Genomic DNA, 13,680 nt, shown 5'->3' with positions numbered 1-13,680 from the left:
GGTAAGTCTCACCTCATACGCACCAACTCACATAATTTCTTACAACTGATTTTCTTAGTGAAATTCTCAACTTTAAAATTGAAAAGCTTAGGTTGTGCAAAATTTACGCAATTCAGTGCGTTGGAAAATCATCATATCCTCCGGTTAGAGAAAAAACTATAGCCTGGAAAAAATATTTTTTGCATCAACGCTGGTTAATTTGATATTTAATTATATTAATACTAATTAAACATCTAAAACTAAAGCTCAAATACTACATTGTTTGTTTTGATATAATTAAACTCACAACCCAATGAAATACTAAGATAAATTAAAACGTCATTTAAAAACAATAGAAAGACAAGTAAAAAAGCCGAATAACAAAAACTGCAAAAAAACATTAATTAAACCAAAACCAACACAATCAAAAATATTAATTCTAAGACTTGCAACTATATTTTTTGACGCTATTATTCACCAGCACAACAAAAAAGGAGCAAACATGAGAAAAATACCACGCTACTCAAAAGTAAATAACATATATCGATTTATGAGCAATAAAGCAAACTCTGTTTTCAGGTGTGAGAGTATGCCGGAAGCGTGTCAAGCATTAGAGAACGAACTTAATGACAATATCATTTACCAACAAGCTCAACCATTTACAATGAAGTACTTATTCAAGGGTAAAAATCATCACTACACCCCGGATTTCTTAGTTAAATTCAGATCTGGAGAGTGGTGTGTTCTAGAAGTTAAACCAAAAGATAGAGTCGAACCTTTCTTAGAGAAGTTCTTTGTTATTGAGACACTACTTAAAAGCAAAGATATATCATTCAAACTATGCACAAATGATGAATTATTTGATTACAAAAATTTTTTTAAACTTAACCGAAAATATGTAGACAGCTTTTATGACAAGTGTTAGTGATTTATTAGAGGGCGACGTCATTAATTATGGAGGGGAGGTATATACTCTTGAACATATTAAGTCAAATTTTTATACCTTCTTTCATGATACTGAACGACCTCTAACCTTGACTATAAGTGAAGTCCATGATGCAACAAGAAGTGGAAAGTTATCAATAGCCAAAGCCCAATACCAGTTTTCTCACCCTGCTCGCTACTCTTTGAAGGACAGAGAAAATGCGATTAACATCATGAGGTTATCTCACTACTTCAAAGACAAGAAGAACATTAAGAGTAAAGACATACAAGAGTATGCAAAAAAAAACAACTTGCGGTCAATCGGTAAGACTCAACTATATGAATATCTAAGAAAAGCAAAGAAATATGGGTGGCAAGTTGAAACATTTGTCCCGAGGCATCACCAAAAAGGATGTAAAAAACCTCGATATCAATCTTTCCTAACAATTGAAGCTGAAAAATACATTGACACTTATTACTTAACTCGTAGTAATACTACTATCATATCAGTGTACAGAAGTTTCAAAGGGTACTGTGCTAAGTCATTTAATTTAGATGAGTCTGATATACCTAGCCATGAGTGGTTTAGAAAACAGATAAATAGGCTGCCACAACATGAATTAATCAAAAAGCGAGAAGGTGGAACATCTTTAAAGCAAGCTATTCGCAGTTACTTTAACGAATTTGACGTATCCAATATTAAAGATCGTGTTGAGTTTGATTTTTACAGCCCTCAAGTACCGTTAATAACAATAGGAGATGGTCAAGAAGAGATATCCACTAGATTATTCTTTTGTGTGGCTATTGATACCTACAGCAATATGCCACTTGCTATTGTCACTCTATCTGAACGGGGAGAGAGCTCAAGTTGCTTTCGTCTTTGTGTTAAGAAGGCTATGAGTGGTTATTGGATATCAACAAAAACAGGTAACGTAATAGATTGTAGAGGGATTATTTACCATGCAGTAACCGATGCTGGAGCTGGTTTCCTTTGTGAGAACCTTACTAAGAATCTTTTTGCTGAATTTCGAACCATGGTAATGAGCACAGAAGTAAAAGCACCATACAGAAAGCCATTTGTTGAAAATTTTATCCGTCAGATAAAAAACAGATTTGAGGTTTTATTACCAGGTTCTTATAAGAACATTCGTGATAATGGAACCAGAGATATGCTAAAGGCCAAGAAAGGAATCACAGTAGAACAGTATCTTCACGATCTTCAAAATTGGATTGTAGATTCTTATGTGATTACAAAGCAAACAGGAAGAACACAAACACCAATTCAAATTTGGGAGGAGTCATGCATGGATATTAAACAAAAATTACCAGATGATTTTGATGCTAGATTTGCACGTTCCGGAACATTGGAATCAGGCATGGCAAATTACCTTAGTGGAATTAATAAATTCTATACCTTCTATAACAGCCCTGAGCTTCAAAAAATAACCGATATCAAACGCAGCACCGAACTAGAATATTATGTTGACCCACTTGATGTCAGTTCAATTTATGTCATTAACCCTGAAACATCAAATCTGCTCAAGGTACCTTCGATTAAACCCGTTGTACCTGAAGGCACACCGTTAGATGAACATTTGAAAATGGTGCGAACTCTACGTCAGCATACTCCTATAGAGGCATGTATTGCCGAACACGAAATCCGAGAAGAGGCTCTGAAGTCCACGAGGCGCGTTAAATCCGAGTCAAGCAAAAAACCAAAAAGCAACGCGCTACAAGACAAAAAGACAGGATATGAAGTGGAAGAGCTAACTGAGGAGCTTCTTAACGAAATAGTTAATGCAGACCAAGGTGACAAAGAACCACAGCAACAAAGAATTACTCACCAACCTCAAGATGATGACTACGGTATGACAACATTCACTAAAAAGTAGAAAGCAGGCTTATATGAACGCGTTAGAAAAACTCCAAAACAATTACATTATGCACAAAAGTGCAAGCATAGCTTTCGACAAGGTTGAAACGTGTATCAACAGTACTATTGATGGTGGGACACCAAGAAGTGTCCTAATCCTTGGCGACGCGGGGCCGGCAAAACCGCTATGCTTGAGGTGGCCAATACTCACCTCATAAATAATCACCCACACAAAGACATTAACAAGGACACTTTTCTTTTTGTGGAAGCCCCCTCCCCATCTAGCCTCAAAGCCTTGCAAAGTGCATTTTATGAAGCAATGGGCGCATCGAAACTAGATAACCAAAGGCACACAGAAGCTCGACGAACTAAACAAGTCATCGACCTGATAAACAAACACGGATATAAAATTATCGCCAATGATGAAGTTCACCATTTTACTGAAAAATATAAGAAAAATCATGAATCAATCGTTTGTGATTTCTACAAAACGGTCATGCGTGAAACGGGGTGTGCTTTCATCCTGGTAGGTAAACCCGTTGCTGAAAAACTCGTACGCTCGGACGACCAATTACGCCGCCGTTTTCTTGGTACCGCTCGGCTGGAACGTTTTGCTCCCCCCCTTAAGGGGAATCGAGAATTTCAAGTCTTTGTGAATATGTATCGCGATTCTTGTCCTGTAGATTATGTCGATTTCAGCGATGACTTTCTTCTTCGTTTATACGTTGCTTGTGACGGTCTGCCAGGACTCTGGCATACATTAATTGAGCTGGCTATTAGAACAAATCCAGCTAAATCCCCAATCGACATGAATGATATTGAGCGGGCGTTCGACAAAGAGTATCAACCATCTGATGTAATGGATTTTAATCCATTTGAGGTCAGCCTGCTCGACGTTGAACACTGGCTCAAAAAAACTTTGAGGTATAAGTGATGAGCAAGTTAAAGCTACCATACTCGTTAACTCCTGAAGACAATGAATGTGTTCAAGGGTTTATTGCACGACTCGCAGCAAGTAATTGCTGCATGAACAGCAGTGAAGTACTTAGCGCGTGCGATGTAAAACCTAATCATCATGCTAATTTCAGACAAACAGGTTCCTATAAATATGTCATGAATGTCCTGCAAGCCCTTTCGGATGAGAGCATTCAACCGGCCATTAACCACTTCGAGAAACAAGCGACTGAAACTAAACTATCACCTCTTCTTAAGAGTGTTGCAAGGTATTGCCCGGCTTGCCTGGCTCATAGTAGGATTCAAAACATTGATTGGCAGATTTCACTCAAGACGCACTGTGCCAAACATGGTATTCAACTTATAGATAAATGCCCATCGTGTAATGAGTCTTTATCTTTTGAAGCAATAAACGATGATAGCTGCAGCTATTGCTCCTGCCAATTAAGTGAATTCAGAGACACGGTTGGTTGTTTGCCGCCTTATCTAAACGGACTCATCAATCTGAGAGGGAAAGCACTAAAGGATGCATCCAAAAGCCTTCTGGATACAGCTGGGCAACTTCTAAGACCATATGACCAACTGCCAGGCAAATCGGAATACCTAGAAAATTATACTATTCCAGATCTTGTTGAGATCCTTACAGCAACCTATGAGTTACTAACAAAACCAGCAGCCCGTAAACAATACGCACTCGAAATTGAACAGGCCCGCAAAGATATGGAAGTGATCAGTCGTGATGCTATGCAATACCCAAGTATCATAATCGATACATCAACCATCTCGGCTGATAACTCACCCTGCCTCACACCAACGTTCACAAAATGGCAGGCAACGAATGCAGTAAAAAATAAGGTCAGACAAGCATTTAAGCTACAGGGACAAGAAATTAACGATGAGTCCACCAGGTTTATCGGCGATTTATGGGGCGTAGAACGGATACTAGGTTCAACCTTTGAAGAACTATCATCGCTGATTAAGGAAAAAGTGATCATACCGTTCAAAAGCGCCAAATCTATCTCTGGTATGCTATTTGACCTGAGAGACTTTGCCAAGCTACTAGCTGTATTCCCCCTTGCCGATAGAGATGCTGAACACTATCTTTCTCTTGAATCCATTCGAGACAACCTTTTGTTTGAGAAATGTGGCAGTTCGCTTGGGGAGCTACTTAAAGATCAGCGCATTCAAACTTACAGGACTTCAGTTAATCACGGATTTCATTCACTATGTTGGCGAAAATCTGACCTGGAAAGCTGGAGCTCACGGATGCTGTCACAAAAAGAATTTTATATGACAGCAAAGATCGTCAAATTACTTCTTGGCATTAACCAAACAGAGCTCAATACGTTAGTTGCCAAAGGAAATATTCGTCGTTGCAAGACAAATCCACATATCAACAAAGCATTTTTCCATTCTTACAATTCGCAAGATGTGCAAAAATTACTCAACAGCACCCCATCTAAATAGCAGCTATCCGGCTGCTATTTCATTTTCATCTCAATAGCTTCAATTCTAAGACCCGCCAGAAAGATTCCTTTCTGTATATTTATTAATCACTCCCTTTAAACTATATTTAGTTAAGTAGCTGGAATTCTGCCCCCATACTTCCATAACCTCCTGTTTTTCCGGTTATTTATTTGTAATGCGAAAAATTCCGGCTTATTGCCCTTAATTTATTTCCGGCTTTCTTTGGATTCAGTTTTAACTAGTTGATTTAGCTATTAGCGATTTCCGGACTATTGCCCCCTTTTCCATTTTGAAAAATCGTAATAGCCTGAAAATCGAACGTAATCAAACCAATAAATTAGGAATGTAAAAGAGGTAACCAGGTAAATAAAAGTAGGCTGATTGTATGGTTCTCAACCGTTGCTTATAGTTTGATATAGTCAAAAAAGCATAGGAGAACAGCGATGGAGCATTCAAACAAGCTCAGAGCCGGCGATTCATTTCCGACTTTAGCTGCAACAAAACTCGATGGTTCTACCGTTACATTGGGAAAACCACAGGGAAATACAACATGGCAAGCAGTGTTTGTTTATCGAGGAAAACATTGTCCACTATGTACGAAATACTTGAATGAAATTGAGAATTTTAGACAGGCTTTTGCTGATACTGGTATTGATATTCTTGCAGTATCCGGAGACTCCAAAGAGCAGTTAGAGGAGCACTTAGAAAAACTGGATGTCAACTTCCCTATTGCTTATGGCCTCACAGAAGAACAGATGAAAACACTGGGCTTATACATCTCCGTTCCTCGCTCTGACCAAGAAACTGATCACAACTTTGCTGAACCTGGCCTTTTCGTTGTCAATGAAAATGGCAAGTTACATGTTGTTGATATATCAAATAATCCATTCGTAAGGCCAGAGTTAGGCGCACTTTCAAGAGGCCTCGCTTGGATACGAGATCCCAGCAATCACTACCCAATACGCGGCACGTTAAAATACTAATTCTTCACTTGATAACACCAGTTTCTCTCGCTATTCACTTTCCACCACTGCAACAGCCTCTTTTGGCCGACACAACCAAGCTGCAAAATTGCGGATTTGAGGCAGCACAGTCAGGTTAAGAAACAGTGCGAATGGCCACGCCATTAAGAAACTTTGCCCCCACACTGGTGGCCATTCAGCGCTGAATCCCATTTTTACGCCGGAAATCAACCCAGACATCATGGTGGCCATTGTTAACGATGACAGAAGTGTCGAAATCCAGAATTGCTTTTTACTCATAATGCATACTCTCCTATTGAACATTTATGAAAAAAGTATAAACCTAACCATAAATAGTAAAAACAGGTGAAAGTTGAACCGTGGATTCCATATTTGGAAATATTGATGACCTATTTTTGTTCTGCAAAGTCGTGGAACAAGGCTCGCTGCAACGAGCATCAAAGCATCTAAATCTACCGCAATCTACAGTGTCGCGGCGTCTGGCCGCCTTGGAAACCCGGCTAAATGTCAGGCTGCTGGAAAAGAAAGGGCGCGAGCTGACCCCAACAGAGGTCGGGATACTTGCTTTCGAAAACCTAAACAGTGGCATGGAACTGATTGAATCCGGTATTGAGAGCTTCACCGAACAAACGAATCAAGTTGCCGGTCGGGTGCGATTGTCTGTTCCGCACAGTTTCTATCGTTCTTTTATCGCATCGACGATCGAAAAATTCCTCAAAACCTATCCGAAGGTGCAACTTGATTTGCTTCTGAACAACGAGCAGGCAAAACCTGAAACAGACAGGGATTTATTAATAACCTTCGATATTGAAGATATGAATGACATGATTGCCAGGCCAATCTTCACCGCAAAGCATGGCTTTTTCGCAAGTGAAGAATATATCCGGCAATGCGGTGAGATTTCTGCCCCATCAGACCTCGCAGCACTTGACTGGGTAACCGTAGAGCGGAAAAGCAATTTTGCCTTCTTCCGTGACGGACAATTAGTTGAAGAGCATCAAATTAAACCTCGACTGGTCGTCAACGACATCAGGGCCGTTGTTGATGCTGTAAGCAGAGGTCTTGGTGTCGCTTCACTGCCGCTCAGACATGCCAGTGAAGCCAACAATTTAATACAGTTGCTACCAGACTATCACCGCAGCGACCGCCAGTCTTATCTGGTATATAAGGCCAGAAAGTATCAGCCTAATGCTGTTCGTATCCTCATTAAGGCTTTGCTGGAAGAAGGCATACAGATGGATAGGTCAGACGCTTAATCTTCCTATACTCTATAGTGATTTAGTCATATCTAAATCCTGTAGGGAATGCGCTATGGGTCGACTCTTGTTTCTGTTTATTGCCTTTATCATCTTCGGAAGCCAGCATCTTGCAGCATTGGCCGTGAGTGATTCTGAAAAATATGTCCGCGCCCGTGAGCATATGGTCCAAAGCCAGCTAAGCAAGCGTGGCATTGTAGACAAGCGAGTGCTAATGGCTATGAAAAAGCTTCCACGACACCTTTTTGTCCCGAAAATACTGGCTTTCAAAGCCTATACGGATTCCCCCCTGCCGATCGGCGAAGGACAGACCATATCACAACCCTATATCGTTGCCCTGATGACGGAGCTGCTTGAACTCACTGGCAGTGAAAAAGTACTCGAGATAGGAACCGGCTCTGGATACCAGGCAGCGGTACTTTCGGAGCTAGCCAAGGAAGTGGTTAGCATCGAGATCAAGGAAAAGCTCTGCATTAAGGCCCGCAAACTGCTGGACTCTCTGGGTTATACCAATGTTGAAGTACGATGTGGTGACGGCTACTTTGGTTGGAATAAGGGTGCGCCCTATGATGCCATAATGCTCACCGCCGCTGTTGACCATATCCCTCCGCCCCTTTTAACGCAGCTCAAAGATGGAGGGCTGCTGGTTCTTCCTCTGGGAAACCCCTTCAGCTATCAGAATCTTGTTCTCGTCACCAAAAAAGGTGATGACTATAAGGTTTGGCAAATCGCCGGGGTTCTCTTTGTTCCCATGACCGGACACGCAATGCAGACTTCCGGTGAATAACAATGACTCTCCCTGTAGTTTTTCTGGTATCCCTCTCGTCTCTTGCCTTCGAGATACTTCTCGCCAGGATCTTCTCGATCAGTCAATGGAATCACCTCTCTTTTATGGTGATCAGTATCGCGCTATTCGGCTTTGCTGCAAGCGGTACCGTACTTAGTATTCTCGATTCAAGGAAAAGTGGCTGGGTCAAACAATTAGCTACAGAGAAAGCAACAACGGTTTTAGTTCTTCTCTACAGCTGCTCAACACTTACTTCTTTTATTATTCTTACCAAGCTTCCCATTGATTACTTCAGGCTGGCACTGGAGTCGATTCAGGCATTCTATCTTTTTCTCTCCTATGCGCTTCTCGCGATACCATTTTTCCTCGCTGGTTTGGTTGTTCTGACTGCTTATGTCGAACAGCCGGAAAGCACAGGAATAATCTACTTTTCCAATATGACCGGTTCTGCTCTGGGAACTATCCTTCCCTCCCTATTACTACCTTTTATCGGGGAGGGAAAACTCGTCGTGACCGTTGCAATAGTCCCCCTTTGTTATGTCACTACAGCCGTTTATATAAAGAATAAAGACAACATCAGTTCCCATTTTCCTGTCCGGAATCTTATTATTCCCCTAATAAGTGTTTGTTCTATTCTGCTTGCTGCAACTTTGCTATTCACCCCCTGGGGCGGTGCTCAGCTGGCTGTCACCCCTTCACCATATAAATCACTAAGCCAGCTTCAGCAATTTCCCTATTCAACTATCACAGAATCGCACAGCAGCATAACCGGTAAAACAGAGACAGTATCCAGCCCCTATATCCGTTATGCACCGGGCCTAAGTCTTAAATTTAGTGGCAACCTTCCTGTGCAAAAATCCATTTTCCGGGACGGAGACGAACAACTGGTTCTCTATGGGGCTGAAGGCAATTTAAGGACGTTCGACTTTGCGAAATTCACTTTGCCGACGATAGGCTACGATATTGTCCCTTCCCCGCAAAGCGCCCTTCTTATCCTTAGAGAAGGAGGAACCAGCATTCCGACGGCACTTGCTGCCGATGTCCCGGAAATCACCGTTATTCATGAAAGTCCCATCATATCTCTGGCCATAGGGAAACATTATAATTTGCACACGACGTCTGAAAATCCTCGGATATTTCTCAAGCAATCACAAAGAAAATACGACATCATCCATCTTGAAAACTGGGGAACATCCCTGCCCGGCTCAACAGCTCTGAGTCAGGAGTACCTTTTTACCACGGAAGCCTTCGGAGAGTACCTGAACCACCTTTCTGAAAAAGGGGTCATTATCATTTCACGCAAGCTGCTTCTTCCTCCTTCCGACTCAATCCGTCTTTTTTCCACTGCACTTCAGGTTCTATGGGAGCGCGGCATAAAAAAACCACAGCATCACCTTGTTCTATTTAGAAACTGGGGGATTTACACGCTGCTCGTCAGCAAAAATCCTATTGAAGATATTGAAATTCAGACGGTTTTTGCTGAAAGGCTAAATTTTGACATTGTTTATATCCGGGATATGCAGCCTTCTCTTGCTAATCGCTTCAATATTTTCGAATTCCCCCATCATTACCTTGCCATCGAGAAGCTAATCCAGCATTACAGCGAAAATAGAGAGAAACAGTTTTTTGATGGTTACCTTCTGGATACAGCGCCACAGAATGACGACAGGCCGTTTCCAGGCCGCTTTATCAAATGGGATAGATTAGATGACTTGTACTTGAGCTTGGGAAGCAGGCCTTATTCTATGCTTCTTTCCGGAGAGATCGTCATTGCTGTCGTTTTTTTAGAAGCGCTGGTTGTTGCTACCCTGCTGTTATTGCTTCCCAAATTGCTAGCCAGAAGAAGAAAAGAATCCGTTCCTTTAGCACAGAAGTTTTACTTCTTCTCCATCGGAGCGGGATTCATGTTCGTAGAGATCTATTTTATCAAGGCCTATATCCTGATCTTTTCCAGTCCGGTATTCAGCTTTACTTTTGTCCTGGCAGGTATTCTGCTCTCTTCCGGGATCGGCGGGTGGTGGTCTCAGAAAATGAGGAAGAATGCAGTTATCTATTCTCTTACGACTCTCCTCCTAGCACTTCTTGGTATTATTATCTTTATAGATCAGCTACTAGATTACCTTCTTGGATTACCCGAGCTTCTACGTTATTTATTCGCTCTGCTTATACTCTTTCCACCAGGGATTTTAATGGGGGTGCCATTCGCACTGGGAATGCGTAGTCTGCTTACAACCCCTTTACAGCGGGCTTATGCCTGGGCGATGAACGGATGCGCCTCGGTTCTCACTTCTATTGTTGCGGCTGGACTTGCCCTGCACTTCGGCATCCAATCCATTATGCTTTGCGCAACAGCATTCTACTTATTAGCGGCACTTTGCTCGAAAGGCGCCGGGACGAATCAGATTGGTAGGCTACCTTGAGTTGATACAATGGAGTCACCTAACTTTATATCCATTCTTGATTTTGTATTACAAACCCTTACAGTACTGAGTTTAATGGCACGCTAAACTATATTAAATTTATTTTGATTATTGTCATAAATGCATATTAAGCCAAATATATAATAACTTTATACCTCACTCCCTTATAACCATATAGCTTCATACTACAAATTCAGTGTTTATATAAAGAACAACCATATTGCCATTAATTTTTGATACTGACATTTCTTAGCACTGTCATTTTAAATAAACATCATTAACCTAATTAATAATAAATGAGATGAATATGTTTTTAGCGTCAAAACTTAAAAAGGAAAACGCTTCACTACGTAAAAGCTTATCTGAACTAACGGCTCAACATAAAGCAGAAACTGACCAGCTACTTCAAAAAATAAAAGAAAACGAACGACAACTAATTAAGGTAACTAATGAAAACCAGTTAGAATCACAAATAATGTCCAGCCATCTTAAAGGTGGTGAAATGTTAGATAATATTCGTAATGGGTTGGCCAGCAGTGCTGATCACCTCATGCATGAAAACAAGACATTACAAACGATCAGTGAAGGTTATGCATATGCATTAGACGGATTGAATACCCTTGCTGAACGCATAAGCCTACAAACTCAAAATAGTAGCAATGCAGCTCAGGTTTTAGATGAAACTGCCGCATTGATTGGCAACCTTGTTGGTACAATTCAAGAGATTTCCGATCAAACAAACCTGTTGGCTCTCAACGCAGCAATTGAAGCAGCCCGAGCCGGTAATGCAGGGCGTGGTTTTGCTGTTGTTGCTGATGAAGTGCGAATGCTTGCCAATAAAGCCCACGAAGCCAGTAGCAAAATTGAATCTTCAGTTAAAACAGTATTGACTCAATCCAAAGAGATAAAAGAATCAATCAATTTAAATAAGGAAAGTGCTGCAGAGCTTTTAAATACCACAGAGCAACTAGGGAATGAACTCGATGAAATGAAAGAAAAATCCCATCATATGCAAAGTGTGATTCACACGGCATCCGTCAGAACTTTCCTTGATACAGTTAAGCTTGATCACGCAGTATGGAAAAACAATATTTATCAAAAAATCGCTCTTAACCAGTTTAATACTGGGGTGAACAGCCACAAAGAGTGCCGTCTGGGTAAGTGGTATTTTGAAGGAAGCGGGGCAAAAAACTTCAGTCACCTTAATGGATTCAAAAAAATAAACTCTCCTCACGAAAAAGTGCACAGTTCAGGCCGTGAAGCGCTTCAGGCTGGTATGAATAATGAGTTTGAGCTCATGCTTCAACACATCAATGCAATGGAGTCTGCCAGTGAAGAGGTCGTCTTTAATATCGATGGTTTACTTGAAGAGATTCTGCATTGAGTTTATCGATATTTAAACGTTAAAGCCGAGGTTCAAAAATTTCGCCCTCAACTGATAATCAACAAACAATCTCCTATCTACCCAACTTTATACGATTGTCAGTTGAGGATTACCTTAGATGATTAAAAAGGCGAAAGAATCATCGTCGATCAACCCTGAAAAATAAACTTTCAGACCTGCATCACAAAATTACTGTTAATTTTGTCAAAGTCATGCCATTTTATAAGCCTAAAGGATTTATCAGGAAGGATTACACAGCATGACAGATTTCCCCCCGGACGTTCCTGCTCCCACACGTGCTAAATTCCATAAAGTCATGTCGAATTTATTCAATCGAGTCGGCTTTAATGATGAAGACATCAAAAATCTAACTCCTCACACAGATCCCCTCATTCATTCTGCACCAGGTTAAACCTTTTCTGTTTTTTATCCGGAATTATCGACGCGAGCAGCTCCCTCCGGACAAATACCGTGTTGTAAACAGCAGAACACAGCTGAAAACAAACCAGTATTCCCTGAAAACCAAAAGCTATATTACGACTCAACCCTTTAAGCAAGATTATGTTTTTTTCTGATCGTTTCATCATACGTCATCAAGCCATTTTCCATCTGGCACGGATCGTCATTGCCTGTGCTATCGCCCTTCTAATCCTTCATATTTTCTCGATCCCTCACGGCAGCTGGGCGCTTATTACAATCATTGTTGTTATGGGCCCGGTATCGTATCTCGGCTCAGTGCTGACTAAAGCCAACCAGCGCCTGCTCGGAACGCTGGTTGGCGCATCATTAGGTTTTACGCTCTACCTACTGCCAATGAACCTGTCAGTGTTTCATGATGCGATCCTGTTAATTTTCATCGCTGTAGCAATGTACTTTGCTCATGGTCGCCACTCTTATGCCGCTATTTTAGTTGGCATCACTCTAGTGTTAGTCGCCGGTACCGGCCCCGGAGACCTGGAGGTGGCTGAATGGCGCACGCTGAATGTGATACTTGGTACGGTGATTAACTATGCCTGTGGTCGTTTGTTCTTCCCATCTCGCGCCATGGTGCACTTTCAAATGCTGGTGAGTGAGTTTTTACAACTTAGCAGTGATTACTATTTACTGCACAGCCAGGAACTTGCCAGCGACGACGAGCATATGGAATACAATATGAAGTTGCTCAGTGTAAATTTAGCCAAGCAGCGAAGCTTAATGGTTCACGTACAAAAAGAATGGCATGGTGATAAACAAGAAATTGCGGATATTGTTATTTCTGAAAGACGTGTATTAAGTATTCTTGAAAACCTGATAAACAGCCGCTGGGAGACAGTGACAAAGCTTCATCAGAACACAACTGGGCGGGAATTACTTGCTGCCAATGAGACACTTTTTGAAACCATTAACCAACTCAGTCTTGAAGTTGACACTGGAGAAGTGAAACAAGTTCTGTCTCAAGATATTGAGTTGAACCTTACCCTATCTCCACCAGAGACACAGCATGTTCCAACCGATTTTTCTGATCAGAATATCAACCAGTTCGGTTATTTGTGGCTTAACCACCAGCTAGTTCAATACCTCAGCGCACTCTCTTTTTGCTTGAGTAAGGTTTTTAACCACTCACTAGATAAAGCAAAATGACGACAGCGCAGAGTGCAATTTGAATAAAAAAGA

The 13,680-nt window shown here is 41.3% G+C and carries 10 protein-coding genes and 2 pseudogenes; 11 read left to right on the top strand and 1 reads right to left on the bottom strand.

Annotated features, from left to right (window positions below):
* Positions 1–481: 481 nt before the first annotated feature.
* The 5 genes and pseudogenes from AACQ93_RS19880 (at position 482) to AACQ93_RS19860 (ending at position 6,180) form a co-directional block, all read left to right on the top strand.
* Positions 482–904 carry a TnsA endonuclease N-terminal domain-containing protein gene (locus AACQ93_RS19880; RefSeq protein ID WP_064608094.1) on the top strand — a complete coding sequence of 141 codons (423 nt, stop codon included), beginning with the start codon at positions 482–484 and terminating at the stop codon, positions 902–904.
* Entirely contained in the window at positions 891–2,795 is a 1,905-nt protein-coding gene (locus tag AACQ93_RS19875; protein WP_064608092.1) for a DNA-binding domain-containing protein, read from the top strand. The genes AACQ93_RS19880 and AACQ93_RS19875 overlap by 14 nt, the downstream gene beginning before the upstream one ends.
* A gap of 159 nt (positions 2,796–2,954) precedes the next feature.
* A pseudogene (locus tag AACQ93_RS19870) lies at positions 2,955–3,710 on the top strand (TniB family NTP-binding protein); the annotation flags it as partial.
* Positions 3,710–5,197 (top strand): TniQ family protein, encoded by a 1,488-nt coding sequence (locus AACQ93_RS19865; protein WP_064608088.1) that lies wholly within the window; start codon positions 3,710–3,712, stop codon positions 5,195–5,197. The pseudogene AACQ93_RS19870 and the gene AACQ93_RS19865, both read left to right, overlap by 1 nt.
* Positions 5,198–5,640: 443 nt before the next feature.
* Positions 5,641–6,180: a redoxin domain-containing protein gene (locus AACQ93_RS19860; RefSeq protein ID WP_064608085.1), complete on the top strand. Its 540-nt coding sequence runs from the start codon at positions 5,641–5,643 to the stop codon at positions 6,178–6,180.
* A 30-nt stretch (positions 6,181–6,210) separates the two neighbouring features.
* Here the strand turns inward: AACQ93_RS19860 and AACQ93_RS19855 are convergent, their stop codons facing one another.
* Positions 6,211–6,459, bottom strand: a complete 249-nt coding sequence (locus AACQ93_RS19855) for a DUF2798 domain-containing protein (protein ID WP_064608084.1) — start codon at positions 6,457–6,459, stop codon at positions 6,211–6,213.
* A gap of 80 nt (positions 6,460–6,539) precedes the next feature.
* Between AACQ93_RS19855 and AACQ93_RS19850 the strand changes: the two genes are divergently transcribed.
* The 6 genes and pseudogenes from AACQ93_RS19850 (at position 6,540) to AACQ93_RS19830 (ending at position 13,647) form a co-directional block, all read left to right on the top strand.
* Positions 6,540–7,436, top strand: a complete 897-nt coding sequence (locus tag AACQ93_RS19850) for a LysR family transcriptional regulator (RefSeq protein ID WP_064608081.1) — start codon at positions 6,540–6,542, stop codon at positions 7,434–7,436.
* 55 nt (positions 7,437–7,491) lie between these two features.
* Entirely contained in the window at positions 7,492–8,223 is a 732-nt protein-coding gene (locus AACQ93_RS19845; RefSeq protein WP_064608079.1) for a protein-L-isoaspartate(D-aspartate) O-methyltransferase, read from the top strand.
* A gap of 2 nt (positions 8,224–8,225) precedes the next feature.
* Positions 8,226–10,643 carry a hypothetical protein gene (locus tag AACQ93_RS19840; RefSeq protein WP_064608076.1) on the top strand — a complete coding sequence of 806 codons (2,418 nt, stop codon included), beginning with the start codon at positions 8,226–8,228 and terminating at the stop codon, positions 10,641–10,643.
* Positions 10,644–10,944: 301 nt separating this feature from the next.
* Positions 10,945–11,610 (top strand): annotated as a pseudogene (locus AACQ93_RS25500) (methyl-accepting chemotaxis protein); the annotation flags it as partial.
* A 21-nt stretch (positions 11,611–11,631) separates the two neighbouring features.
* Entirely contained in the window at positions 11,632–12,027 is a 396-nt protein-coding gene (locus AACQ93_RS25495) for a CZB domain-containing protein (RefSeq protein WP_445323162.1), read from the top strand.
* 561 nt (positions 12,028–12,588) lie between these two features.
* A complete protein-coding gene (locus AACQ93_RS19830) occupies positions 12,589–13,647 on the top strand; it encodes an FUSC family protein (RefSeq protein ID WP_064608069.1) in 1,059 nt (352 codons plus the stop codon).
* Positions 13,648–13,680 lie beyond the last annotated feature (33 nt).

The organism is Photobacterium sp. J15, assembly GCF_963870815.1.
GTDB lineage: Bacteria > Pseudomonadota > Gammaproteobacteria > Enterobacterales > Vibrionaceae > Photobacterium > Photobacterium marinum.
Note: the sequence above shows the minus strand (reverse complement) of the source record. Positions and strands in the feature narration are given on the sequence as shown.

Coding starts and splice junctions, on each gene's coding strand:
- AACQ93_RS19880 (WP_064608094.1), top strand. CDS start 482: ATGAGAAAAATACCACGCTACTCAAAAGTAAATAACATATATCGATTT.
- AACQ93_RS19875 (WP_064608092.1), top strand. CDS start 891: ATGACAAGTGTTAGTGATTTATTAGAGGGCGACGTCATTAATTATGGA.
- AACQ93_RS19865 (WP_064608088.1), top strand. CDS start 3,710: ATGAGCAAGTTAAAGCTACCATACTCGTTAACTCCTGAAGACAATGAA.
- AACQ93_RS19860 (WP_064608085.1), top strand. CDS start 5,641: ATGGAGCATTCAAACAAGCTCAGAGCCGGCGATTCATTTCCGACTTTA.
- AACQ93_RS19855 (WP_064608084.1), bottom strand. CDS start 6,459: ATGAGTAAAAAGCAATTCTGGATTTCGACACTTCTGTCATCGTTAACA.
- AACQ93_RS19845 (WP_064608079.1), top strand. CDS start 7,492: ATGGGTCGACTCTTGTTTCTGTTTATTGCCTTTATCATCTTCGGAAGC.
- AACQ93_RS19840 (WP_064608076.1), top strand. CDS start 8,226: ATGACTCTCCCTGTAGTTTTTCTGGTATCCCTCTCGTCTCTTGCCTTC.
- AACQ93_RS25495 (WP_445323162.1), top strand. CDS start 11,632: ATGAAAGAAAAATCCCATCATATGCAAAGTGTGATTCACACGGCATCC.
- AACQ93_RS19830 (WP_064608069.1), top strand. CDS start 12,589: ATGTTTTTTTCTGATCGTTTCATCATACGTCATCAAGCCATTTTCCAT.